21 protein-coding genes are annotated in these 24,430 nt (G+C 69.1%); 8 read left to right on the top strand and 13 right to left on the bottom strand.

Annotated elements, in window-relative coordinates; all coding sequences use genetic code 11:
• Positions 1-8: 8 nt before the first annotated feature.
• Genes C5708_RS11565 through C5708_RS11590 form a run of 6 tightly spaced genes read right to left on the bottom strand, consistent with a single transcriptional unit; the run spans position 9 to position 6,077 of the window.
• Positions 9-920 (bottom strand): RDD family protein, encoded by a 912-nt coding sequence (locus C5708_RS11565; RefSeq protein WP_242921197.1) that lies wholly within the window; start codon positions 918-920, stop codon positions 9-11.
• Complete coding sequence (locus tag C5708_RS11570) at positions 913-1,914, bottom strand: stage II sporulation protein M (RefSeq protein WP_242921199.1); 1,002 nt, start codon at positions 1,912-1,914, stop codon at positions 913-915. The genes C5708_RS11565 and C5708_RS11570 overlap by 8 nt, the downstream gene beginning before the upstream one ends.
• A 7-nt stretch (positions 1,915-1,921) precedes the next feature.
• Positions 1,922-3,235 (bottom strand): DUF58 domain-containing protein, encoded by a 1,314-nt coding sequence (locus C5708_RS11575; protein ID WP_242921201.1) that lies wholly within the window; start codon positions 3,233-3,235, stop codon positions 1,922-1,924.
• Positions 3,236-3,263: 28 nt separating this feature from the next.
• Entirely contained in the window at positions 3,264-4,220 is a 957-nt protein-coding gene (locus C5708_RS11580) for a MoxR family ATPase (protein WP_242921203.1), read from the bottom strand.
• Positions 4,207-5,436, bottom strand: a complete 1,230-nt coding sequence (locus C5708_RS11585; RefSeq protein WP_242921205.1) for a hypothetical protein — start codon at positions 5,434-5,436, stop codon at positions 4,207-4,209. The genes C5708_RS11580 and C5708_RS11585 overlap by 14 nt, the downstream gene beginning before the upstream one ends.
• Positions 5,433-6,077 carry a hypothetical protein gene (locus C5708_RS11590; RefSeq protein ID WP_242921207.1) on the bottom strand — a complete coding sequence of 215 codons (645 nt, stop codon included), beginning with the start codon at positions 6,075-6,077 and terminating at the stop codon, positions 5,433-5,435. The genes C5708_RS11585 and C5708_RS11590 overlap by 4 nt, the downstream gene beginning before the upstream one ends.
• 196 nt (positions 6,078-6,273) lie before the next feature.
• Here C5708_RS11590 and C5708_RS11595 point away from each other — a divergent pair, with 196 nt between their 5' ends.
• The gene (locus C5708_RS11595; protein ID WP_242921209.1) at positions 6,274-6,753 is read left to right on the top strand and encodes an ion channel; all 480 of its coding nucleotides are present in this window, start codon (positions 6,274-6,276) and stop codon (positions 6,751-6,753) included.
• Here C5708_RS11595 and C5708_RS11600 read toward each other — a convergent pair.
• The 3 genes from C5708_RS11600 to C5708_RS11610 form a co-directional block, all read right to left on the bottom strand.
• On the bottom strand, positions 6,750-7,445 hold the full coding sequence (locus C5708_RS11600; protein ID WP_242921211.1) for a M23 family metallopeptidase: 696 nt from the start codon (positions 7,443-7,445) through the stop codon (positions 6,750-6,752). The genes C5708_RS11595 and C5708_RS11600 overlap by 4 nt on opposite strands.
• Before the next feature lie 168 nt (positions 7,446-7,613).
• Positions 7,614-8,585, bottom strand: coding sequence for a phosphoribosylaminoimidazolesuccinocarboxamide synthase (locus C5708_RS11605; protein ID WP_242921213.1), 972 nt, complete (start codon positions 8,583-8,585; stop codon positions 7,614-7,616).
• A gap of 65 nt (positions 8,586-8,650) precedes the next feature.
• A complete protein-coding gene (locus C5708_RS11610; protein WP_242921215.1) occupies positions 8,651-9,892 on the bottom strand; it encodes an acetyl-CoA hydrolase/transferase C-terminal domain-containing protein in 1,242 nt (413 codons plus the stop codon).
• Positions 9,893-10,240: 348 nt separating this feature from the next.
• Between C5708_RS11610 and C5708_RS11615 the strand changes: the two genes are divergently transcribed.
• Entirely contained in the window at positions 10,241-11,680 is a 1,440-nt protein-coding gene (locus C5708_RS11615; RefSeq protein ID WP_242921217.1) for a hypothetical protein, read from the top strand.
• Between the two features lie 208 nt (positions 11,681-11,888).
• Here C5708_RS11615 and C5708_RS11620 read toward each other — a convergent pair whose 3' ends face one another.
• Positions 11,889-13,190, bottom strand: coding sequence for an HAD-IIIC family phosphatase (locus tag C5708_RS11620; protein WP_242921219.1), 1,302 nt, complete (start codon positions 13,188-13,190; stop codon positions 11,889-11,891).
• Between the two features lie 123 nt (positions 13,191-13,313).
• Between C5708_RS11620 and C5708_RS11625 the strand changes: the two genes are divergently transcribed.
• The gene (locus C5708_RS11625) at positions 13,314-13,775 is read left to right on the top strand and encodes a hypothetical protein (RefSeq protein WP_242921220.1); all 462 of its coding nucleotides are present in this window, start codon (positions 13,314-13,316) and stop codon (positions 13,773-13,775) included.
• A gap of 128 nt (positions 13,776-13,903) precedes the next feature.
• Here the strand turns inward: C5708_RS11625 and C5708_RS11630 are convergent, their stop codons facing one another.
• Positions 13,904-15,124, bottom strand: a complete 1,221-nt coding sequence (locus C5708_RS11630; protein ID WP_242921222.1) for an acetyl-CoA C-acetyltransferase — start codon at positions 15,122-15,124, stop codon at positions 13,904-13,906.
• A 134-nt stretch (positions 15,125-15,258) separates the two neighbouring features.
• On the opposite strand from C5708_RS11630, the gene C5708_RS11635 reads away from it, so the two are divergent.
• Positions 15,259-16,104, top strand: coding sequence for a MaoC family dehydratase N-terminal domain-containing protein (locus C5708_RS11635; protein ID WP_242921224.1), 846 nt, complete (start codon positions 15,259-15,261; stop codon positions 16,102-16,104).
• 22 nt (positions 16,105-16,126) lie between these two features.
• Here C5708_RS11635 and C5708_RS11640 read toward each other — a convergent pair whose 3' ends face one another.
• Entirely contained in the window at positions 16,127-17,755 is a 1,629-nt protein-coding gene (locus C5708_RS11640; protein ID WP_242921226.1) for an ABC-F family ATP-binding cassette domain-containing protein, read from the bottom strand.
• Positions 17,756-18,354: 599 nt separating this feature from the next.
• Entirely contained in the window at positions 18,355-20,007 is a 1,653-nt protein-coding gene (locus C5708_RS11645; RefSeq protein ID WP_242921228.1) for a GMC family oxidoreductase N-terminal domain-containing protein, read from the bottom strand.
• Positions 20,008-20,162: 155 nt separating this feature from the next.
• Between C5708_RS11645 and C5708_RS11650 the strand changes: the two genes are divergently transcribed.
• The 4 genes from C5708_RS11650 to C5708_RS11665 all read left to right on the top strand — a co-directional run bounded on the left by C5708_RS11650 (position 20,163) and on the right by C5708_RS11665 (position 24,423).
• Entirely contained in the window at positions 20,163-21,338 is a 1,176-nt protein-coding gene (locus C5708_RS11650) for an acyl-CoA dehydrogenase family protein (RefSeq protein WP_242921230.1), read from the top strand.
• A gap of 98 nt (positions 21,339-21,436) precedes the next feature.
• Complete coding sequence (locus tag C5708_RS11655) at positions 21,437-22,135, top strand: endonuclease III (RefSeq protein ID WP_242921231.1); 699 nt, start codon at positions 21,437-21,439, stop codon at positions 22,133-22,135.
• Between the two features lie 71 nt (positions 22,136-22,206).
• The gene (locus tag C5708_RS11660; RefSeq protein WP_242921233.1) at positions 22,207-22,875 is read left to right on the top strand and encodes a trimeric intracellular cation channel family protein; all 669 of its coding nucleotides are present in this window, start codon (positions 22,207-22,209) and stop codon (positions 22,873-22,875) included.
• 135 nt (positions 22,876-23,010) lie between these two features.
• Positions 23,011-24,423, top strand: a complete 1,413-nt coding sequence (locus C5708_RS11665; RefSeq protein ID WP_242921235.1) for an amino acid permease — start codon at positions 23,011-23,013, stop codon at positions 24,421-24,423.
• Positions 24,424-24,430 lie beyond the last annotated feature (7 nt).

Consider the following 24,430-nt stretch of genomic DNA (forward strand, 5'->3'; position numbering starts at 1 on the left):
GCCCGCCGTCAATCCTTGTCGTGCTTGTCCAGCCGGCGCCGGCCAAGCAGCAGGCGTGATTCCAATCGCCCGCGCAGCGCCGCGTAGTAGGCGCCCAGGAACTCGCCGTCCGACTCGTCCGGACCGGCCGGCCAGCCGACCTTGTCGCGGATGCGCCCGGCCACCGCCGTCAGGGTCTTGCGCTCGTAGCGGCGCAGGACCCCTTCCAGGACCTGCAGCTCCTTGACCCCGTAGGCGTCCAGCTGCGCGGTGGTGAAGGCGAAGCGGGCGTGGCCGGCCCCGGCGTCGTAGGACAGGTCGGGCGCGAGCTTGCGCCGGGGGGCGCGCACCACCCAGGTGCCCGCCGCCAGGTCGCCGACCCGCAGGCGGTCGCGGTTGAACAGCGGGAACACCACGAAGACGCCGCACCAGATCAGGCCGGCCAGGTTGCTCCAGGCGTCGAGGTTGCGGCCCTCGACCAGCAGGAAACTGAGCGGAAGGTAGAGCTCGAGCTCGCGCATGGCGTTGCGGGCGAAGATGGCGTCGGCGGTCAGCCGCCCGCCGTTCCGGGCCGCCACTCGCAGGCCGACGATGCGCTTGCCGGGCGTCGCGCCCTTGGGCGTCATCTCGAACAGGGTGAAGTAGAGGTTGCGCAGCACGAAGGCCACGGTCAGCCAGGCCGCGCCCACGAACGAGAACGCCTTCTCGACCGCGCCGCCCGCGGCCGCGGCGAACAGGAGGCCGACGCAGACCAGGGTGGCGGCGATCATCGAGCCGGCGATGATCAGGCCGTCCAGCAGCAGGGCTCCGGCGCGGGCCCCGACGTCGGCGAGCTCGACCTGGAGGTCGACGCCTTCCGGCGTGACCATCTCGCGGACCTGCCCCTTGGGCTGGACGACGGCGGCTGACGTCGGCGCCGGATCGCGACGACGCCTAGCCACGGGCGTCGCTCCGCCCGGCGCGGGGCAGATAGAGATAGGCCGGCCAGAGGATCGCCGTCCCGGCGGCGACGGCGTAGCGGATCGGCGTGGATTCGATCAGCTGCCGGCCGATCCCCTCCAGCAGCCCGGCGCAGAACAGCATGACCAGCACGCCGCCCATCAGCACGGCCGCGGTGCGGCCGGCCTCGGCCACGGCCTCGACGCGGGTCTTGTCGCCGGGAAAGGCGAGCGTCCAGCCGATCCTCATGCCGGCGGCGCCGGCCAGCACGGTGGCGCCGAGTTCGGTGACGCCGTGGATCATCAGCCAGGCGAACGCCTCGACCCCCAGGCCGCGCGAAACGAACAGGGCCAGGAAGGCGCCCACGGTGCAGCCGTTGTAGAGCAGCAGCAGCGCGGTCGGCAGGCAGAAGGCGAAGCCGAGGGCGAAGGCCAGGATGGCGATGCCGGCGTTATGGGTGAACAGGAAGGTCGCGAAGGCCGACAGGGCCTTGTCGCCGCCGCCGTGCAGGGTGGCGCGCAGCGCCTCGGTCGAGGCGCTCGGGCCGCGGTCTCCGGCCAGGCCGCTGGGCACGAAGGCGTTGAACCAGTCGGGGTCGGTCGAGGTCATCCAGAACCCGACCGCCAGGCCCAGCAGCAGGAGCGCGGCGCCGACCAGGGTCTCGCGTCCCAGCGCCCGGGCGGCCGCCGGCCAGTCGAAGGCGAAGAACCGGCCGATCCGGGTCCACAGGCTGGAGCGGACGCCGTAGATGAAGAAGTAGGCGCGGCTGCTCAGGCTCTCCAGATACTCGACCAGGCTGAGGTCGAGCGAGGTGGCGCGGGCCACCGACAGCGACGACAGCGCCTGGCGATAAAGGACCGGGGCGGCCAGCAGCTCGTCGTCGGTCAGCGCCTTGACCGACCGCTTCTCGACCTTGGCCAGCAGGCGTTCCAGGCGCAGCCAGTCGTCCTCGCGCTCGGCCCGGAAGCGATAGCTTTTCAGTTTCAGCTCGGCCATGGGGCGCTCACAACAGGTCGCGTTGCTTGAGGTCGAGATAGCGGGCGACCAGGGCCGGACCGATCCGGCCGGCCGGGCCCTCGACGATCTGGGCGCCCATCCGGCGCAGGCGGCCGACGACCAGCTCGCGCTCGCGCAGCATCGCCCCGGCCACCACCGCGCGCGAGACGTCCTCGGGCGTCTGCGGCGCCTTCCGTTCCAAGTCCTCCAGCTCCTCGTCGCGCATCAGCACGAACAGCACCAGATGCTGGCGAAGCAGGCGGCCGACGTTCTCCAGCATCAGCTCGGCGCTGGTGGTGTCGGCGAAGTCGGTGAAGATGACGATCAGCGACCGGCGGCGCAGCTGGCTGGCCAGCTGGGTCAGGCCGAGGGTGTAGTTGGTCTCGTCGGTGGAATAGTCGATCCGCGTGATCAGGGCTTGCAGGCCGGCGAAGGCGCTGGCGCCGGCCACGGCCGGGGCGCTGACGTTCGGGCGCGCGCCGAAGCCGAAAACCCCCATCCGGTCGCCCATGCGCAGTCCGGCGTAGGCCAGCAGCAGCGAGGCGCGCAGGGCGTGGTCCAGGCGCGGCAGGCCGCCCAGCGGCTGGCCCATCAGCCGGCCGGTGTCGATGGCGGCGATGACGTGGTGGTTGCGCTCGGCGCGGAACTCCTTGGCCAGCAGGGTCTGGTGGCGCGCCGACTGTTTCCAGTCGATGGTCCGGCGGTCCATGCCCGAGCGGAACTCGGTCAGGGCGTGGAACTCCGCGCCGCCGCCCAGGTCGAGCTGCAGCCGCAGGCCGGACGAGACGTCGCGGGAGAATAGCGCCAGCGCCTCGTCCTTGACCGCGCCGACGTCGAGGGTGACCAGCAGGTCGCGGTCCAGCGTCCGGGCGGCCTGCCGCCAGACCAGGCCGAAGGGGCCTCGCCACCGCGCCTGCAGCCGGCGCAGGACCGCCCGGCCGCGCCTGGGCGCGACCGCGGCGAAGCCGGCCGCCGCGACGCCGTCGACCGCGCGGGCCGTGGCGCGGCGAGGCTGGACGGTCAGGCGCTCGCAGGTCTCCAGGGCCAGCTCGACGACGGGCGGCCGGTTGGCGCCGGCGAAGGCGGCCCGCGCGCGCAGGCCGGCCGGCGCGCCGACCGGGACCGAGACCGGAGAGGACAGGTCGAGTTCGGCCTTGCGCGGATCGGCCGCCAGCACCGCGTCGAGCAGCAGCGCCGCCGCGCAGACGGCGATCCACGCCGCGCCGATCAGCCACAGCTTGGGCGCGGCCACGCCGAGCAGCAGCGCGACGGGCGCGCCCAGCGCCGCCAGGCCGACCGCGCGGGCGGTGGGATAGATCACGCCTGGACGCTCCGCCGGCGGGGCATGGTCAACGCGGAGCCTCGACCAGGTTGACGAGGCCGGCGATCACCTCGTCCACCCTGCGGCCCTCGATCTCGGCGGCCGGGGACAGGATGACCCGGTGGCGCAGGGCCGGCAGCGCCAGCGCCTTGACGTCGTCGGGGATGGCGTAGTCGCGGCCGTCCAGCGTGGCGCGGGCTCGGGCGGCCAGGGCCAGGGCGGCGGCGCTGCGGGGCGAGGCCCCGACGGCCAGGTCGGCGCTCTCGCGTGTCGCCCGCACCAGGTTGACCACGTATTCGACGATCTCGGGCGTCAGGCGCACGGCCGCCGTGGCCGCGACGGCGGCCGAGATCGTCGCGGCGTCGGCGACCGGCTCGACGCCGAAATCCGCGGCGGCGGGTTGGCCGTTGCGCGCGCCGTGGGTGGCGACGATGGCGACCTCCTCGGCGAAGCTGGGATAGGCCAGCACGTGCTTGAACAGGAAGCGGTCGAGCTGGGCCTCGGGCAGGGGGTAGGTGCCCTGCTGCTCGATCGGGTTTTGGGTGGCCACCACCATGAAGCGCGGGCTCAGCGCGTGGCTCTCGCCGTCGAGGGTCACGGTGCGCTCCTGCATGGCCTCGAGCAGGGCGGCCTGGGTCTTGGGCGGGGCGCGGTTGATCTCGTCGGTCAGCAGCAGCTCGCAGAAGATCGGGCCCTTGACCAGGGTGAAGGCGTTGGTCTGGAAGTTGAACAGGTTGGCGCCGACCACGTCGCCCGGCATCAGGTCGGGGGTGAACTGGATGCGGCCGAAATCCAGGGCGACCGTGCGGGCGAAGCACTGGGCCAGGAAGGTCTTGGCCGCGCCGGGCGGGCCTTCCAGCAGGACGTGGCCGCCGCTGAACAGCGCGGTCAGCAGCAGGTCGACCGTGTCGGCCTGGCCGATCACGGCCTTGGCGGTTTCGGCCCGGATACGCTCGGCGAGCGCCTTCACCTCAACGACGTTCACGCGTCATCTCCGATCTCCAATGATGCAGTTCGCCGGCCAGCGCCAGCAGCTCCGCGACGGTGCCGACGGCGCGCGCCCGGCGGGCGAAATCCGTGATGCGCCCGGCGACGCCCGCGGCGGCGGCCTGGCGGTCGAGGGCGGCGTCCAGGGCGTCGCCCGGCAGGTCGGCGCTCCCGACTGCGCGGGCGGTCGCCGCGCGGGTGAGCTCGACATAGCGCGCCGCCATCTGCGGCTCGCGCCGCGCCAGCCGGATCAGGCCGGCCGAGTTGTCGGCCAGGGCGGTCTTGCCCAGGGCCAGGGCCCGCGGCGGCGTCGCGATGCGGCCGAAGCGGGCGGCGGCGTGCAGGCCCATGAGCAGCGCGGCGAAGGTCAGGCAGAGGGTGGCGCTGAGGAACGGCGGCTGCAGCGCCAGCTTGAGCAGGCTGCGCGAGCGGGCGAAGCCGTTCAGGGTCACGTCGAAGGCGACGCCTTCCCCCGGGCGGCGCAGGCCGTCGAGCAGGCCGACGGCGGCGCGGGCCGAGGCCAGGGCGCGCAGGCCCTGGGTGTTGAGCAGGTCCGGCTCGGCCAGCAGGTAGCGGGCGTCCTCTTCTTCGCCGACCTGGGCCAGCACGGTGCGGCCCTGGTCGTCGACGAGGATCGGGATCAGGCCGTCGCCCTGGATCGTCTGCAACCGGTCGATGGGCCCCGTCGCCAGGGTCTTGCCTTGGAACGGCGAGCCGGGCGCGCCGTGCAGGACGACGGGCGCCGCGCCGTCGCGGCGGGACAGCGCCGCGCCGGCCGCCCCGACCGCCTTGAGGGCCTTGTCCAGCTCCGCCTGTTCGAAGGGACCGATCTTGCGCACCCATTCGGCGTTGAGGGGATGCGGCGCGGCCCGCCACTTGGGCAGGACCGTCAGGCTTCCCGATTGCACGATGCGCTCGAAGGCGTCCGCCTTGACGGTCGGCGGCGGCGTCAGGATCAGCAGGCCGGCGGCCGGCCGGTCGGTGCGGCTGATCACCACCGGCTGGCCCTGGGCGCGCAGCAGCTCGACCATGCCGGCGTAGCCCACCGCCGAGCGCGACAGCGCATGCGCGCCGGGGTCGCCGTGGCCGCGGAAGTCGGGGGCGTAGGCCGACAGGCTGAGGAAGGCGCAGAAGGCGAACACCCCCGCCAGCACCATCCACAGCACCGCGCGGGGGGTGAACAGCGCCCGCGCGGGGGTCTCGCCGGCGCTCATGCCCAGGTCTCCGCGAAGGCGAAGGCCTCGTAGGCGCCGCGACAGCGCGAGAAGGCCTGGGCGTCGACGGCGCGGCCGCCGAAGAAGCTGGCTTCCACCTCGCCCGCGATCTCGGCGAAGGTCCGGCGCACCCGGTCGGGCACGCCGTCCAGGGCGGCGATGTCGCGGCTGGTCAGGGCCGGGCGGATGAGGTCGGGACGGCGGCCCTCGATGTCCTCGATGCTGCGGAACAGGATCAGGTGCACGGCCTCGGCGAAGCGGCCCTCGGCGGCCAGCCGGTCGGCGTCCTCCAGCAGGGTGCGGGCCTTGGTCGCCGACGGCCGCCACGCCGCCTCGTCGGTGAAGCGTGGTCCGGCGGCGCTCCGGCGGTTCGGCCAGCGGGCGGCGATCAGCGAGCGGCCCAGCGAATAGAGGATCAGGGCCGCGCCCAGGGCCAGGCCGCCCCAGAAGACATAGCCGACATAGGGAGCGATCGCCTCCAGCAGCCGCGCCAGGGTCTTCAGCCAGGGCGGCGGCTGCGGCGGCGTGAAGCTGGCGAACTCGAACTGCAGGTCGCGATGGCGCAGCAGGATTTCGTGCGCGCGCGCGACTGAGTCCTGCGCGGCCGAAACCGATCCTTCGGTCGCCCCTCCGGTCGCCAAAAGCCTACACGCCCCCCGTACAACTCAGACTTGATCGCATTTCCAGCAGTCGCGGCCCTGGAAATCAACCGCTGTTCGCGACGGGCGGCCTCAATTGCGTCAGCCGCGTCTCCGGGTGGCGAAGAACCGGCCGCCGGGCCGCCGCATTGACGGGGATAGACTGGCGCGTGCGAGCCGCCGCCGAGGGACCAAACCGATGCCCCAGTTCTACGCCCTGATCCTGGCCTGCGTGCTGATCGCCCTGGCGGTGATCGTGCATTTCCAGGCGCTGCAGATGCTGTCGGCCGTGCAGAACCGTCCCGGAGCGCCGGGGCATGGGCGTATCCTGGCCATCATCTTCGGCCTGACCGCCGCGCACGTGGTCGAGGCGGTGATCTTCGCCCTGGGATACTGGGCCGGCGAACAGGCCTTCCACCTGGGCGGCTTCGCCGGCTCGCGGCCGATGGGGGTGATGCACTTCTTCTATTTTTCGCTGGAGACCTTCACCACCCAGGGGGTGGGCGACGTCTACGCTGTCGGGCCGCTGCGGCTGGTGGCCAGCCTCGAGCCTCTGGTCGGCCTGATGCTGCTCGGCTGGTCGACGTCTTTCACCTTCCTGGCGATGGGCCGCGACTGGCGGCTGCGGGCCCGGCGCGCCGTCGCCGCGCGCGGAGGCCGGGCGGCGGGCGGGCGTTAGCCGCGCGCGGGCGGCGGGGCCTGGAGCCTGGCCGTGATCAGCCGGGTCGCGTCGATCCGGTCGCCGTCGGCGCGGGCGATCTCCAGGTGGACGTGGTTGGTGATGCCGGCGTAGCGGGCCTGCAGGCTCTGGGCGCGGCCGATCGGCTGGCCCAGCCGCACCGGCTGTCCCTCGGCCACCTGCGGATCGACGTAGAAGACGCGCGCGACATACCCCAGGGCCGGATTGGAGATCTGCACGTAGCGCAGGCTCTCGTCGTCCGGATAGGCGTAGCCGATCTTGGTCACGAAGCCGGACATCGGCGCCTTGATCGGCTGACCCGGCTGGTCGTCGTAGTCGACGCCCTCGTGACGGCGGGCGCCGCCGTCGCGCGATGCGCCGAAGGCACCCGAGCCGAAGGCGTCGGCGATGCGCACGCCCTGGCCGGTGGGGTTGCCGAAGTCGGGCTGTCCGTCGCCGTCGACGTCCAGGCCGACCCAGACGACGACCGGTGGCTTCGGCGCCTGGGCGGCCGCCTGCGCGGCCGACGCCGCGCGGGGCGCCAGCAGGCTGGAGGTGATCAGTCGGGTCTGCGCCGCCGCCTGGCACGAGGCCCAGCCCATGCCGGCGACGAAGGCCAGGGTGAAGAAGCGCCGGCTGACGGCCGGCAGTCCTTGGTAAGCGCGCGCCCACGCGCCCAGCGTTGCTCTCAACTCTTGCTCCGCCTGTCGGGAGGTCAGGGCGAGCGGCGCATCCGGGGCGCGGCGTCGCACGGTTCGGTTCTCACCGTCCCATGCGTGGAGAAAGGGGCGACAATTCGCCCTTGGGCGGAAGAAAATTTACAATTCTGAATTTTTTGACGCGGGGTTCGGCGGCGGCGCTCAGAAATAGGCCGTCAGGTTGCGCCGGATGCGGTCGAGCACGGGATGGTCGTCCTCGGGCAGGGGGAAGGCCTGGCCGGTGATGGTCTCGAAGGCGCGGATATAGACGAGGGCGGTCTCCAGGACGACGTCCTCGGGGATTTCCGGGATCGGGTCCTTGTAGGGGTCGCACCGCTCGGCCACCCAGCTGCGCACGAAATCCTTGTCGAAGCTGTCGGGGCGGCGGCCCGCTTCGAAGCTGCGGGGGTAGGTCTCGGCGAACCAGTAGCGGCTGCTGTCCGGGGTGTGGATCTCGTCGGCCAGGATCACCCGGCCCTCGCCGTCGAGGCCGAACTCGTACTTGGTGTCGACCAGGATCAGGCCGCGCTCGCGGGCGATGTCCTGGCCGCGCGCGAACAGGGCCAGGGCGTAGCCCGACACCGTCTCCCACTGCTCGGCGGTCAACAGGCCCTTGGCCAGGATCTCGTCCGGCGTCAGCGGCTCGTCGTGGCCGCCGTCGAACGCCTTCGAGGTCGGGGTGATGATCGGGTGCGGCAGCTTCTGGTTGTCGCGCATGCCGTCGGGCAGGCGCACGCCGTACATTTCGCGCTCGCCCTTCTTGTAAAGGGTCAGGATCGAGGTGCCCGTGGTCCCGGCCAGATAGTCGCGCACGACGATCTCGACCGGCAGGATGTCCAGCCGCCGGCCGACCACCACGTTGGGGTCGGGATAGGCGATGACGTGGTTGGGGCAGAGATCGGCGGTGGCGTCGAACCAGAACTTGGCGGTCTGGGTCAGCACCTGGCCCTTGAACGGGATCGCCGCCAGGATGCGGTCGAAGGCGCTGATGCGGTCGCTGGCCACGATGATCCGCCGGCCGTCCGGCAGGTCGTAGTTGTCGCGCACCTTGCCGCGATAGTGGGCGGGCAGTTCGGGCAGGACGACGTCGCCCAGCACGTGGTGCGCGAAAGGCCGCAGAGCCGCTAGATCCATCGCAAGGTCCCGAACGCCGTTGAGAAGCCGCTCCCATAGCGGGCGCGAACGGGTTTGAACACCGCCTACAGCCCGCGGCGCATCGCCTCCCACGCCTGGGCGAGGCCGTCGCGGTGCGCCGGGTCGGCGACGGCGATCAGGGCCTCGGCCCGCCGGTCCATCGACAGGCCGCCGAGGCGGGCGGCGCCGTGCTCGGTCGCCACCACGTCGACGTCGTGGCGGGCGATGGAGACGGTCGGCCCCGTCAGGCGCGGGACGATGCGCGAGACGGTCCCGCCCCTGGCCGTCGAGAGCAGGGCGGTGATCGCCAGCCCGTCCGGCGCGCGGGCCGCGGCGCGCATGAAGTCGGGGGCGCCGCCGACGCCGCTCGACAGCCGCCCGTCGCGCCATTCCAGATTGACCTGGCCGAACAGGTCGACCTCCAGGGCGGCGTTGACCGCCGTGAACCGGGACGCCTGGGCCAAGGTCGCGGCGTCGTGGGTGACGCGGACGTCGGCGAAGGCGAGCACGTCCTCGGCCGCCAGCCAGTCGTAGAAGTCGGCCGGGCCGTAGGCGACGCCCGTGCGGTGGACCGCGCCGCGATCCATCGCGCCGGCCTCGAAGGCGGCGCGGAGCCCCTCGGTGGCCATGCCCGAGCGCAGGATCAGGCCGCGATGGCCGCCGAGATGCCGATAGAGGGCGGCCGGCGCGCCGCCGATGCCGGTCTGCAGGCTGGCGCGGTCGGGCACCAGCTCGGCCACCCGGCGGGCCAGCAGGTCCTGTTGGGGAGCGGGCCTGGCCGGCGGCGCCATGACGACGGGGCCAGCGGCCTCGACGACCAGGTCGAGCGCCGAGGCTGGCGCGCGCGCCCCTCCGGCGGGGCGGGGCAGGGTGGGATTGACCAGGGCGACGCGCGTCCTGGCGGCGGCCAGGACGATGGGGGCGAAGTCGGCGGCGAGGCCCAAAGACCAGCGGCCGTCTTGGTCGGCCGGCGCGACCTGGACGAAGGCGATGTCGATCGGGGCGGCGGCCAGCCAGGCGGCGATCCGCGAATAGGCCAACGGGGCCACCTCGACCCGGCCGGCCTCGAAGCTCGGCCGCAGGCCCTCCGGCAGCATGAAGACAGTGGCCCGCGCGTTCGGGTGCAGGGCGGCGTAGTCGAACTCGTTCATGCCCGGCAACGGGCAGCCGACCAGCCGCACGCCGTCCAGCCGGTCGGGCTCGGCCGCCAGCGCCGCGCGCAGGGCCAGGGCCTCCCCGGTGGCGCCAGGGACATAGACCGTCATCCCCGGCCTGATGCGGTCCAGCGCCTGGCGCAGGGTGGTCACGGGCGTATCAGGCCGCTTCGAACAGCCGCTACGCTCCGGCCGCTCATGGCCATCGACCAGCGGGCGACCGCCGCCCAGCCGATCAGATAACCTATCGGCATGGTCGGTTCCTCGACTGTCGGCCGGAATGCAGGGTGAAGGGCGTCATAGCCCCCGTGTCATAGCGCGGGACATTCCCGACCTCCCGCTACCCGATGTCGCGAGGGCGCCGCTAGATTGTCTTACCGCCATGAAGGGGCTCGTGATCCGCCGCTCCCTCGCCTCGTCGCATGTTGTCTGTACCGAGCGGAGGCTTCGTGGGCGAGCGCGGTGCGGTGACATGCCTTGCTTTCTGTTAGGGAGCTGAAGGTGAAATTCTTTCTGGCAACGATCATTCTAGCAGCCGCAGTCAGCATCTCATCAAATTGTCGCGCCGCGAACGCTACTTTCGATCTTTCTACATTTGGAGCCAAGTGCGACGGCGTCACAGATGATACTTCCGCTATCCAGAATTGGTTAAACAGCGCTTCTGATCACACCCTTCTTAGAGCGCCAGCGGGCGCATGCATTTTTACCGCTGCGTTGACGACGCCGGCAGTTGGCGTAAATTTCGTCAGCATTGTAGGGGCGGGCCCACATACAACAACCTTCCGATACGCCGGCCCATCTACCAGCATAGACCTGATTACAATCGGTAATGGTTCGGCATCGAACAATGGTTGGTTGCTGCAGGGCTTCCAGATTTCAAGCGCTACGAAGATGACTGGTGGGGCCGGGCTGCACATAAAACGATTGAACAGATCTGAATTTCTTGACGTTATTTGGGATGGTCAAGACGGAACGGGTAATCTTTGGAATGGTGTCTGGTTTGACCAGATAGACGAGGATTTCGTGGATGGGTTTGAGGCGCGCGGGCAGAATGACGCCTTGCGGGTCAATGGGGCCGTTGGATCAGGGCCGAAGGCTGGCCTATTCTTGTCGCACGGAAAAATCGCCGGTAGTGGGGTGGGTATTCGTCAGGGGGGTGCGTTTGGCGGTTTAGCGGTAGATGCTACTGATGTTATTAATAACGGCATTAACGTCAGTATAGATAATTCGCTTGCCAACGAGGGGAACCGAGAGGTCTTCTTCGGCGCGAATTCAAATATAGATAGCGCCACAAATGGGCCTGGCATTGTTATAAACGACGGGATCGCTGGTGCGATGACGGTGTCTCTTGCCGGTTGGATTGCTACGGGCAATGATGTTGGTGTTTATATACAGCGAGCCAGGGGTGCTAAGATTTCAATATCTGGCCCGGCTATATGGAATTTCAAATCGGATGGAGTAAAGATCGATGATGCGTCAGCCTTTGTGCAGATTAGCACAGCGACTTTGATTCACGACAATGGCGGCTATGGCGTTAATGCGACATCTGCAACGGATTTGATCACCCCAGGGGCAATGCCACGAGCGAACGGTCAGGGCGCCTATTCGCCGCTTACTCATATAAGCTCCCTAGCGAATAGTTCCGGGTACCAGAAATTTGCTAATGGCAACATCCATCAGTGGGGAATTGTTACCTTTTCTGGCGCGGCAAACTCGATCTTGAATCCAAACGAGGGATATCCAATCAGTCTTCCCGTGGCCTTCCCGAATGCGACGATACAGTCGACAATAATCGCGACGCCAACTGGTTTTGCTAATGGGGCCGCACAGATGACAGTCACGGCGTCTCCGTATGATAGAACGGGCCTCTACATTAACCTGGTCTCCTCTGGCCAAGTGTCCAACACGCAGGCCGTGAAGTATGACGTGTGGGGTTATTAGTGGGGTTAATAAGTGTTGCGTGAATGAAAGCTTCGGTGTTGGGTTTATCGAGGATGTGTCCGGTGATCGCGCGTTATCCTCCGGACCGCCGGTGCAAGAGGGCTCAGCGCTGTGATGGGGGCGCAACATGATCTTGCCTCATGCGCTGACCAAGCCAGTGCAGGTGGCTAATTCTTTGGTCTAAGCCATCTATTATGCGGTGGGATGATCAACCCGTGAGGCCTTGAACGGTCAAGGCCGCATGACGCCCGTTAGCGAGCGCTGGTTCGACCGCGCGGCGCCAGAGGCCCTCTTCCGTCTGCGCAAATCCGCTGGCAGGCAAGAGAGGCAGGCAGGGGGCATTGCGAGCCGTGGCTTGCAAACGCGCTTCAGCGACGGAGTGGCCGGCTTCACTGATCGTCTGCAGGGCATGGGCGAGCAGGGTGCGCTCGATCCCCATCCCAAAGACGCGGCAACTGAGCACCAGTTGCTCGATCATACGCCCATGGAGCGCCACCACGCCAACGAGTCCGTAAGCCGTAAATCGGTCACGCGCCGTGGCGGCCAGCAGCCTGCCGCCTGCGTTCAGGAAGTCGGCCAACTCGCCGCGCTCCCAGCGCCGTCCTGTGCTGTTGAATTGATTGGTCTTGTTAATCAGCTCAAGCGCCCGCTCAAATTGCGCGTCGGCGGACCCAGAAATGCTCGAGAGCGTGATGCTCAGCTCAAGGGTCTGCAGGAAATCCGCCTCGTTCATGCCGGCGCGAACTTCATCCCTGTGCACCTGCGCACGCACCATCTCAGTCCGGTTGCGAGCTTCTGCGGTGAGCTTTGTCGTCTGCAGTTCAGGGGCCCAAAGCAAGCGCCGTCGCCATGTGGCGAGCGGCGGGTCAAGCGTCCGAATTTGGGGAAATGCGTGCTCGACGGCCGCTCTCTCTACAGGATTGTCGTCAATGAACAGCGCGTTCTCGGGAAGTACGTTGACCCCTCTCAAAATTTCGCCGACCGCGTGCGCCTTTGGAGACCATCCTATGCGCGTCATGACAAACCGTTCAAAGGGCAGCAGTCGGCTATAGAGCGTGTCCCAGGCCGCTCGCACTACGGCTTCGTCGTTCTTGCTGCACAACGCCAGCATGACGCCTCTTTTGTGTAGGCAGGTTAGAGCCTCCACAACGCCAAGGGGCCATCCTTCGATCATTTCGGGCCCAAAACTGTCCATCTCGCCCGCGACGCCGCGCCACAAGGTGTCATCCAGATCGAAGATGACAATTTTTATGGGATTTATGCGTCGGATGGTGCGATGAACACCTTCCACTTCTTGCATGACGGCTCGAATAAATTCGGCTCTCTTGGGCGTATAAAGTATTTCTACGTCGCCAAGAGGTTCAATGTGTTCGCGATCGGCATCGCCAAATATATCGGCCAGCAAACCGTGGTGATTGGAATGCAGCGTGGAATCGTCCAAGATGTATCTCTTGCCCAGGCAGGAGGCGATCTCGTCAATGTCGATGTATTCACATCCGTCGATGGCCAAGATTAGGTCCTGAAGTCGCCAGTTCAGTTGTCTTACGAACACCGCTGGATTAGAAAGCGCGCGTGGACGAAGATTGCGGCCGAGAGTATTCTGTTGGGGTGCTAGGAACCCAAGGACATATGTTTGAAGGCGATGTTCGCGGTGGTGTCTCAACGCCGCCGTGAAGTTGGCCTGCAGCGCGTCGAAGGCCCAGGATTGCGCGGCTCGCCACCCGGCTACGTCATCCATCTCCAATGCGAAGGTCAACGCTTCGGGCCAGACGCTTCGGAGCGGAAGAGAGATGATCTGGGCGTCAAAGCTTCGAGCTTTGCTTTCCGAGATCGGGTCTATATCCCCAGCGTTATTGAACAGAACTCGCTCAACTTTGCGAGAGCGCGACGAGCCAGTCAGTACGTCGATCCAGGTGTCCGTGATGCAAGAGCCGATCAGAAGGATATTCTTCAGTACGATAGAGTCAGGCGAGAGATCGTCTGGGACCCTGAAGAGGTGATCGGGGATAGCGGCCCCGTGTTGGGGGGCGAGCGGAGCGGAGAAAGCCGTGGCGTCCATCACCCGCCCTTAGAGAAGAAGCAAAATCTGTCCTAGTGTCGCGCCGGGTATTGAGACTTGAAATGCAAGCATGGGCGATCCGCCAGGGTCGCGCCAGCTATGCCTCATCGGCGTCACGTGACGACCTGTGGTTAGTCACAGTCGTCTGGCGGCCGCCACCGGGGTCAGGCCGCTTCGAACAGCGCCGCCACGCCCTGGCCGCCGCCGACGCACATGGTCTCGAGGCCGAAGCGCGCCTTGCGGCGTTTCATCTCGTTCAGCAGGGTCGCCAGCATGCGCACGCCGGTGGCGCCGATCGGGTGGCCCAGCGAGATGCCCGAGCCGTTGACGTTCAGCTTGGCGTGGAAGGCCTTGTCCCCGTCCTTGCCCCAGCCCTTGAGCACGGCCAGCACCTGGGCGGCGAAGGCTTCGTTCAACTCGACCAGGTCGACCCTGTCCCAGGAAAAGCCGGTGCGCGCGAACAGCTTCTCGACGGCCGGCACGGGACCGAAGCCCATGGTCGCCGGATGGCAGCCGACGGCGGCCCAACCGACCATATAGCCCATCGGCTCCAGGCCGAGCTCGGCCAGCCTGTCCTCGGCCACCACCAGGCAGGCGGCGGCGGCGTCGTTCTGCTGGCTGGAGTTGCCGGCGGTGACCACGCCGCCCTTGATGATCGGGCGCAGGGCCGCGAGGCTTTCCAGGCTGGCGTCGGGGCGCACGCCGTCGTCCTTGGCGAACAGCAGCGGATCGCCCTTGCGCTGCGGAACCGAGACCGGAACGATCTCGCCGTCGAACTTGCCCTCCGCCCAGGCGGCCGCCGCGCGGCGGTGGCTCTCGACGGCGTAGGCGTCTGACGCCTCGCGGGTGATCTGGTGCTCGCGGGCCAGGTTCTCGGCGGTCTCGATCATGCCGGAGATGTGGCCGAAGCGTTCGACCGGCTGCGAGCGTTCGCGGCCGCGCTCCAGGCGGTCGTACATCTGCACCGATCCGGCCCGCGCCCCGGCGCGCATGTCGGTGGTGTAGTATTCGACCCGGCTCATGCTCTCGACGCCGCCGGCGATCACCACGTCGGCGGCGCCGGTCTGGACCATCATGGCGGCCGTGGCGATCGCCTGCAGGCCGCCGCCGCAACGCCGGTCGAGCTGCATGCCCGGCGCCTCGATCGGCAGGCCCGCCTCCAGCGCCGCCCAGCGGCCGGTGCAGGGCGTCTCGCCGTTCATGTAGCTCTGGGCGAACACCACGTCGTCGATGCGGGCGGGATCGACGCCGCTGCGCTCGACCACGGCGCGGATCGCCGTGGCGGCCAGGCGCTCGACGGGAACGCCCTGCAGAGCGCCCAGGAACTTGGCCACGGGGGTGCGGGCGGGGGCGACAATGGCGGCGCGTCGCATCTGGGCGCTCATCGGGCGTCTCCGGTCAAACAAGTGTTAGGCATCGGTACCGGCCGTCGCGCGCCCTGGCAACGGCTGACCCCGCGTCAGCCTGGATCGCCGGCCTGGGCGGGGTATAGCCTCGCCACGGATCGGCGGAGGATGCGATGGCGCAGGACGGGGGCTATGGCGACTGGATCGGGCGCAGCGAGACGCGGGCCGAGATCGCCTGCGCCGCGCCGCTGGAGGGGCTGGCGGCGCTGCTCGACCACGAAACCCCGCCCTGGGCCGAGGGGCTGGTCCCGCCGCTGGGCCACTGGCTCTATTTCCTGCCGCGCGCCCCGCAGTCGCAGATCGACGTCGACGGCCACCCGAAACGAGGCGGCTTCACGCCGCCGATCCCGCTGCCCCGCCGCATGTGGGCGGGCGGGCGGGTCGACCTGGTCGCGCCGATCCGCGTCGGCGCGCCGATGGAGCGCCGCACCACCATCCTGTCGGTGACGGAAAAGACCGGCGGTTCGGGCCGCATGGTGTTCCTGACCCTGCGCCAGGAGGTGTTCGCCGACGGCGTCCTGGCCGTCGACGAGGAGCAGGACATCGTCTACCGCGAAGCCGCCTCGGGCCCGCAGGCGCCGCCGCCCGCCGAGCCCGACCCGCGCCGGCCCGAGCGCGAGCGGCGGATCGAGGCCGACCCCGCGGCCCTGTTCCGGTTCTCGGCCCTGACCTTCAACGCCCATCGCATCCACTACGACCGCGACTACGCCCGCGACGTCGAGGGCTATCCGGGGTTGGTGGCGCACGGGCCCTACCAGGCCATGCTGCTGATGGACCATTTCCTGCGCGGGACGCCCCGCGCCCAGGTGCGCCGCTTCGAGTTCCGCGCCCGCCGGCCGCTGTTCGACGTCGCGCCGTTCGACCTGTGTCTGCTGCGAGGAGCGGGCGGGGCTGACCTCTGGACCCGCGGCCCGGACGGCGCGGCGGCGATGACCGCGCGGGTGGAGGCTCTGGGGTAGCGCCGCAGCTAGTCCGAAGCCGCTACCCGCCCGGGTGCAGCCCTGGCGCTTCCTGGCCCGTGCGGGCGACGTATTCCGTATAGCCGCCGCCGTACTGATGGACGCCCTCGGGGGTCAGCTCCAGCACGCGGTTCGACAGGGCCGCCAGGAAGTGACGGTCGTGCGAGACGAAGAGCATGGTGCCCTCGAAGTCCGCCAGGGCCGCGACCAGCATCTCCTTGGTCGCCATGTCGAGGTGGTTGGTCGGCTCGTCGAGCACCAAGAGGTTCGGCGGATCGAACAGCATCTTGGCCATGACCAGCCGCGCCTTCTCGCCGCCGGACAATACGCGGCAGGGCTTTTCGACGTCGTCGCCGGAGAAGCCGAAGCACCCCGCCAGGGTGCGCAGCGCGCCCTGGCCCGCCTGGGGGAACGCGCCGTCCAGGGATTCGAAGATCGTCTCTTCGCCGTCCAGCAGGTCCATGGAGTGCTGGGCGAAATAGCCCATCTTGACGCTGGCGCCGATGCTGACCACGCCCTGGTCGGGCGCGGCGGCGCCGGCCACGAGCTTCAACAGCGTCGACTTGCCGGCGCCGTTGGCGCCGAGGACGCACCAGCGTTCCTTGCGGCGCACCAGGAAATCGAAGCCCTGATAGATCGGCTGGTCGCCATAGCCCTTGTGGATATTGCGCAGGCTGATCACGTCGTCGCCCGACCGCGGCGGGCTCCTGAACTCGAACTGGACCGACTGGCGGCGGCGCGGCGGCTCGACGCGTTCGATCTTGTCGAGCTTCTTCACCCGGCTCTGAACCTGGGCGGCGTGCGAGGCGCGCGCCTTGAACTTCTCGATGAACTTGATTTCCTTGGCCAGCATGGCCTGCTGGCGCTCGTACTGCGCCTGGCGCTGCTGTTCGCCGAGCGCGCGCTGCTGGTCGTAGAAATCGAGATCGCCCGAATAGGTGATGAGCGAGCCGGCGTCGATCTCCACCACCTTGCCGATGATCCGGTTCATGAAGGCGCGGTCGTGCGAGGTCATCAACAGCGCGCCGTCATAGGTCTTGAGGAAGGCCTCGAGCCAGATCAGGCTTTCCAGATCGAGGTGGTTGCTGGGTTCGTCCAGCAGCATGCCGTCGGGCCGCATCAGCAGGATGCGGGCCAGCGCCACGCGCATCTTCCAGCCGCCGGACAGCAGGCCGACGTCGCCGTCCATGCGTTCCTGGCTGAAGCTCAGGCCGGCCAGCACCTCGCGCGCCCGCGCCTCCAGCGCATAGCCGTCCAACTCCTCGAAGCGCCCTTGCACCTCGCCATAGCGTTCGATGACGGCGTCCAGCTCGTCGGCCTGGTCCGGATCGACCATGGCCGCCTCGAGCCTGGCCATTTCGGCGGCCAGCGCGCTGACCGGGCCCACGCCGTCCATCACCGCGGCGACCGCGCTCTGGCCCGACATTTCGCCGACGTCCTGGCTGAAATAGCCGATCCTCATTCCCGGATCGATGGCGACCAGTCCGTCGTCGGGTTGCTCCTGGCTGGTGATCATGCGGAACAGCGTCGTCTTGCCGGCGCCGTTCGGGCCGACAAGCCCGACCTTTTCGCCCTTCTGGATGCCCATCGAGGCTTCGATGAACAGGATCTGGTGGCCGTTCTGCTTGGAGATGTTGTCGAGGCGGATCATGGGGAGGGCTGCTAACGCGGGCGGAGGCGGAACGCCAGCCCCTGAGCGTCTCGCCTACCGATCTGCGGGACCGCAGAGGCGGCGCCTTCGACGTCAAGAGGCCGGGATCGGGCTGCCCCGCCGCGAACACGGAGGTGGTCAGCGCCGTGGGGGCCTCGACGCAAAAGCGCCGCCGCGCACCTGCTCGTAGACCGCGTCAGCCTCGCTCGTCGGGGGGCGAGCCTGCTGGGCGCCGTCAGCGCGCCGCCCCTGCTGTTCCTGGCGCGACGTTTCCCCGTGGCGGGCGCCGGCGCAATGCGGCGGTGCAGGCGGCGAGCGCCGCCGGGCTCGCGGTCGGCTTAGCGGCTGTCTCGTGCCTGTTCGCCGCCCTTGCTCATGCGCTCCATTTCCGACGCCAGGAGAAACCCGCATAGCGCCCGCTGCCGCGTCCAGGTTCCCGCAGGGGATCGCGGTGAACGCGCGCGGCTGCGGCTGAGCCGCAGCCGTCGCGACCAGATCCAAGACTGGCTTCAGACGGTCCGCTGAGCGCCAGGAGCCGGACTTGGGACACCTTCGGATTTCCAGCCTTTCTCATTGGCGCGGAACTTCAAAGGGTGCGCCTAGGAAACCCGAGCGGGATGTCTCTCGCGGGCGTCCTCCAGCAGCATTCGCGCGCCGCGCTCGGCGATCATGATGGTCGGCGTGTTGGTGTTGCCCGAGGTGATGGTCGGCATCACCGAGGCGTCGATCACCCGCAGGCGCTCCAGGCCGATCGCCCGCAGGCGCTCATCGACCACCGCGGCGGGATCGGACCGCAGGCCCATCTTCGCGGTCCCCACCGGATGGAAGATCGTCGTGCCGATGTCGCCGGCCGCACGCGCCAGCGCCGCCTCGTCGTCGCCGACGGTCGGCCCCGGCAAATGCTCCTGCGGCGAGAAGCGAGCCAGCGCGGGCTGGGCCATAAGCCGGCGGGTCACACGGATGGCGTCGGCCGCCACGCGCCGGTCCTCGGGGGTGGCGAGGTAGTTCGGCGCGATGCGAGGCGCGGCGGCCGGGTCCAGCGAGCGAGCACGCACCGTCCCGCGCGAGGTGGATCGCAGGTTGCAGGCCGAGACCGTCACCGCCGGGAACCGGTGCAGCGGCTCGCCGAAGCGGTCCAGCGACAACGGCTGGCAATGGAACTGGATGTTCGCCCTCTCGTGCTCGGCCGACGAGGTCGTGAAGATGCCCAGCTGCGACGGCGCCATGGTCAGCGGCCCGCGCCGGAAGAGGGCGTACTCCGCCCCCATCAGCGCGCGGCCGATCAACGAGTGGTAGGTCTCGTTCAAGGTCTTCACGCCGCGGACCTTGTAGATCGCCCGTTGCTGCAGGTGATCTTGCAGGTTGCGGCCGACGCCCGGCCGCTCGGCGACGACGGGCGCGCCCAGTTCGGCCAGCCAATCCGCCGGGCCGACGCCCGACAGCTGCAGGATCTGCGGCGAGCCGATCGCCCCGGCCGCCAGGATCACCTCGCCCCGCGCTCGGGCCTCGAACGTGCGGCCGTCGCGGCGGAAGCGGACGCCGACCGCCCGGCGGCCTTCGAACAGGACCTTCTCGACCAGCACGCCGGTCTCCAGCCGCAGGTTCGCCCGTCCCAGGGCCGGCTTCAGGAAGCCGCGCGCCGCCGACCAGCGCAGGCCCCGCTTCTGGTTGACGTGAAACAGGCCCACCCCGGTATTGTCGCCGGTGTTGAAGTCCGGCGTCGCCGGAATTCCCATCTCGGTCGCCGCCGTCGCGATGGCGTCCAGCACGTCCCAGCGCACCCGCGGCGCCTCGACCCGCCACTCGCCGCCGATGCCGTGATGCTCGCCCTCGCCCAGGAAGTGGTCGTCCAGGCGGCGGAAGACGGGCCACACGTCGTCCCAGCCCCAGCCGGTCAGGCCGAGCTGGCGCCAGTGGTCATAATCGGCCGCCTGGCCGCGCATGGAGATCATGGCGTTGATGGCGGAGCTGCCGCCGATCACCTTGCCGCGCGGATACTTCAGCGAGCGCCCGTTCAGGCCCGGCTCGGCCTCGGTCTCGAACATCCAGTCGGAGCGCGGGTCCCCGATGGCGAACAGATAGCCGACCGGAATGTGGAACCACATCCAGTCGTCGCGCCCGCCCGCCTCCAGCAGCAGCACACGGTTGCGCGGGTCCTGCGACAGCCGGTTGGCGAGCACGCAACCGGCCGAGCCCGCGCCCGCCACGACGTAGTCGTACACGCCTTCGAACGGGCTCGTTTGCTCAGTCATGCCTTTCCATCGGCGACTGAACGTCGTTCGCCAAGCCCTGGCCCCAAAAAACCTTCCTTCCTTGACGCGAGGTCATGCTTGGCGCCGGCGGTGCGGGGCCTAAGCTTCCTTCCAAAGCGACGGCCGAAGGCCGCGCGGGTCAGGGAGGCCCGGCCATGAACCAGATCCGGCCCGGCGGTTTCGGCGCCGCGACCAACAGCCCCTACTACGGTCCCGAGCATCACGCCTGGCGCGAGACGCTGCGGCGCTGGGTCGACAAGGAGCTGGCTCCGTTCGTCGACGAATGGGACGAGGCCGAGACCTTCCCGCGCGAGCTTTACAAGAAGGCCTCCGACATCGGCCTGCTGCGCCTCGGCTTCCCTGAGGAATATGGCGGCGTTCCCCGGCCGGACCCGTTCTATGGCGTCGTCACGTCCGAGGAGCTGGCCCGCGTCGCCTGCGGCGGCCTGATCGCCAGCCTGATGAGCCACGGCATCGGCGCCCCGCCCATCGCCGCCGTCGGCTCGGAGGAGATGAAGCGCCGGGTGCTGCCGGGCATCCTGGCCGGCGAGAAGATTTCCGCCCTGGCCATCACCGAGCCGTCCGGCGGCTCCGACGTCGCCAACCTGCAGACCAGCGCCCGCCGCGACGGCGACTGCTATGTCGTCAACGGCCAGAAGATGTTCATCACCTCAGGGATGCGGGCCGACTACTACACGGTGGCGGTGCGCACCGGCGGGCCGGGCCTGGGCGGGATCAGCCTGCTGCTGATCGAGCGCGACACGCCCGGCTTTTCCCGCACCAAGCTCGACAAGATGGGCTGGTGGTGCTCGGACACCGCCGCGCTCTATTTCGACGATTGCCGCGTGCCGGTCGCCAACCTGATCGGCGAGGAGAACCAGGGTTTTTCGGCGATCATGCGCAACTTCAACGGCGAGCGGCTGGGCATGGCCACCGGCGCCATCGCCGTCGCCCGCGTGGCGATGGAGGAGGCGGTCGCCTACGCCAAGGAGCGCAAGACCTTCGGCAAGCGCCTGGCCGACTATCAGGTGATCCGGCACAAGATCGTCGAGATGGCCCGGCAGATCGCCGCCAGCCACGCCTATCTGGAGCAGTGCGCCTGGCGGGTGATGCAGGGCGAGACGCCGGTGGCCGACCTGGCCATGCTCAAGGTGCAGGCGACCCTGACCCTGGAATACTGCGCCCGCGAGGCGGTGCAGATCTTCGGCGGCGCCGGCTACATGCGCGGCTCCAAGGTCGAGCGCATCTATCGCGAGGTGCGCGTCCAGGCGATCGGCGGCGGCTCCGAGGAGATCATGCGCGATCTCGCCGCCCGGCAGATGGGCCTCTAGCCCGGGAGCAGGTTCAGGGCCGTCGGCGCGGCGGTTCGCTTTGACGCTTGCAATGTTCTCTTTTTGTTCTAGTTTATCCACAGGAACAGGAGGCGGCCATGCAGCTGTCGTTTCACTTCGACACCGATCCAGCGCCGATCTTGCCGGCGGTGCGCGACCAACTGGCCCGCCTTCAGCGCGGCCGGTTCCGGCGCGGCGGCGGCCTGGACCCGATCAGCCAGCTGGTGAAGTCGTCGATCAGCAGCCGCACGCGCGACGAGGTCTCGCAATTGGCGTTCGAGCGTCTGCGGGCGCGGTTCCCGAGCTGGGACCATCTGGCCGACGCCCGCGCCGCCGAGGTCGAGGCGACCATCGCCCGCGTGACCTTCGCCGACGACAAGGCCCGCCATCTGGTGACGGCGCTGCGCAGGCTGCGCGCCGAGCAGGGCGGCCTCGATCTCGATTTTCTCAAGGACATGCCGGTGGAGTGGGCGATGAACCGGCTGCAGGCCCTGCCCAATGTCGGGGACAAGGTGGCTGCGGCGGTGCTGAATTTCAGCACCCTGCGCCGGCGGGTCATGGTGGTCGACACCCACGTCTGGCGCGCCGCCCGCCGGATCGGCCTGGCGCCGGCCAACGCCGATCCGCGCGCCGTGCGCCTGGCGATCATGGAGCAGGCGCCGCCGTCGTGGACGGCCGACGACTTCTTCGAGCTGCACTGCCTGCTCAAGGGGCTGGGCCAGCAACTGTGCATGCACGACCATATGGACTGCGGCCATTGTCCGTTGGCCGGCTTCTGCGCCCAGCGTCCGCTATAGGGGCCGCTGTCGGGAAGGGGGCGCTATAGGGACGGTTGCGATTTTCCGCCGGCCTGCGAGGCTTCGAATCAATGAGCTTCGAAGCCAACCTGATCGAACTGGACTGGTCGCTTAAGGCGCTGGACTACGCCGGCATGGCGGTGTTCGCCGCCACCGGCGCGCTGGCGGCCGCGCGCCGCAAGCACGACATCGTCACCTTCGCCTTCTTCGCCGCCATCACCGGCGTCGGCGGCGGCACCCTGCGCGACCTCCTGATCGGGGCGCCGGTGTTCTGGATCAAGAGCTGGGGCTATCTGGCCGTCTGCCTGATCTCGGCCGTGGTGGTCTGGCTGGTCGCCGCGCGGCGGGCCTGGCGGCCGGCCGCCCTGCTGTGGCTCGACGCCGCCGGCATGTCGGCCTACGCGGTGATCGGCGCGGCCAAGGCTCTCAGCCTTGCGGTTCCCGCGCCCATCGCCGTGCTGATGGGCGTGCTGACCGCCTCGTTCGGCGGCATCATCCGCGACGTGCTGGCCGAAGAGCCGTCGGTGCTGCTGCGACGCGAGATCTACATCACCGCCGCCCTGGCCGGGGCGGCCGTCTTCGTCCTGCTGGACCAGCTCGGCGTATCCGGCTTCTGGCCGGCGGCGGCCGGGGTGGCGACGGGGTTCGGCGTCCGGGGCGGGGCGCTGCGATTCGGCTGGGCCATGCCGGCCTTCCCCGGCGGCCGAGACCCCGAGCGGCCTGGGGACCGCGACGGCTGAGGCCGTCCCCGAAGGGCGTCAGGAAGACTGACCGCCGTTCAGGCGGCCGTTCGCATAAGGAGCGGTTGCGATTTTCGCAGCACCTGCGAGGTTGCGCACGAATTGTTCGACGGACCGCAGTCGGGAGGGCGGCGTATGGCGTTTTGGGATCGGCGCAAGCCGGTGGACATGGTGGCGGAGATCGATCCCAGCCACCGGCTGAAGGCTACGCTCTCCTGGCCGCATCTGGTCGCCCTGGGCGTCGGGGCCATCGTCGGCACCGGCATCTACACGCTGATCGGCGTCGGCGCGGGGCTCGCCGGTCCCGCCGTGATCCTGTCCTTCGTCATCGCCGGCGTCATCTGCATCTGCGCGGGCCTCGCCTACGCCGAGATGTCGACCATGATCCCGGCGGCGGGCAGCGCCTACACCTACTCCTACGCCGTGCTCGGCGAGATGCTGGCCTGGGTGGTCGGCTGGAGCCTGATGCTGGAATACACGGTGGTGTGCAGCGCCGTGGCCGTGGGCTGGGCCGGGCACGTCGTGCCCTTCATCCAGGCCGCCGGCATTCCGGAGGTCCTGCTGAAAGGGCCGGAGCAGGGCGGGCTGATCAACCTGCCGGCCGTGATCATCTGCTTCGTCGTCGCCGGACTGTTGTTGGTCGGCACCCGCGAGAGCGCCAACGTCAACCTCGTGCTGGTGGTCATCAAGGTCCTGGCCCTGGCCGCCTTCGTGGCCATCGCCGCGCCGCACTTTGACGCCTCGCACTTCACGCCATTCATGCCCAAGGGCTTCGAGGGCCACGCCGCCGACGGAACCGGCCTGGGGGTCATGGGCGCGGCGGCGATCATCTTCTTCGCCTTCTACGGCTTCGACACCATCTCGACCGCCGCCGAGGAGACCAAGAATCCCGGCCGCGACCTGACCATCGGCATCGTCGGCTCGATGCTGATCTGCGTGGCCATCTATATGGGCGTGGCCGCGGCGGCGATCGGCGCCGTGCGCACGGAGGTCTTCGCCAGCCACGACGCGCCGCTGGTGTACATTCTCGAAATCCTCAAGCAGCCCGTGACCGCCAAGGTGGTGGCCGGCGCGGCGGTGGTCGCCCTGCCCACCGTGATCCTGGCCTTCATGTACGGCCAGAGCCGCATCTTCTTCGTCATGGCCCGCGACGGCCTGCTGCCGCAGGGCCTGGCCAAGGTCAATCCGCGCTCGGGCGTGCCCACGCTGATGACCGTCGTCACCGCGCTGATCGCCGCCGCCCTGGCCGGCTTTCTGCCGCTCGGCCAGATCGCCGCCCTGGCCAACGCCGGGACCCTGTGCGCCTTCATCGCCACCGCCGCTTGCATGATGGTCATGCGCCGTCGCGAGCCCGATCGCCCCCGGGTGTTCAAGGCGCCGCTGTGGTGGCTGATCGGCCCGGTGGCGATCCTCGGCTGCCTCTACCTGTTCTGGAGCCTGCCGGTGATGACCAAGGTGCTGTTCTTCGTCTGGAACGGCGTGGGCCTGCTGATCTATCTGGCCTGGGCGCGCCGGGGCAGCCTGCTGGGCAAGGCCGGGGCGGCCTGAGGTCGGA

Origin of the sequence: Caulobacter sp. CCUG 60055 (assembly GCF_022750545.1) — a bacterium.
In the GTDB taxonomy this organism is placed as follows: Bacteria; Pseudomonadota; Alphaproteobacteria; order Caulobacterales; family Caulobacteraceae; genus PUIC01.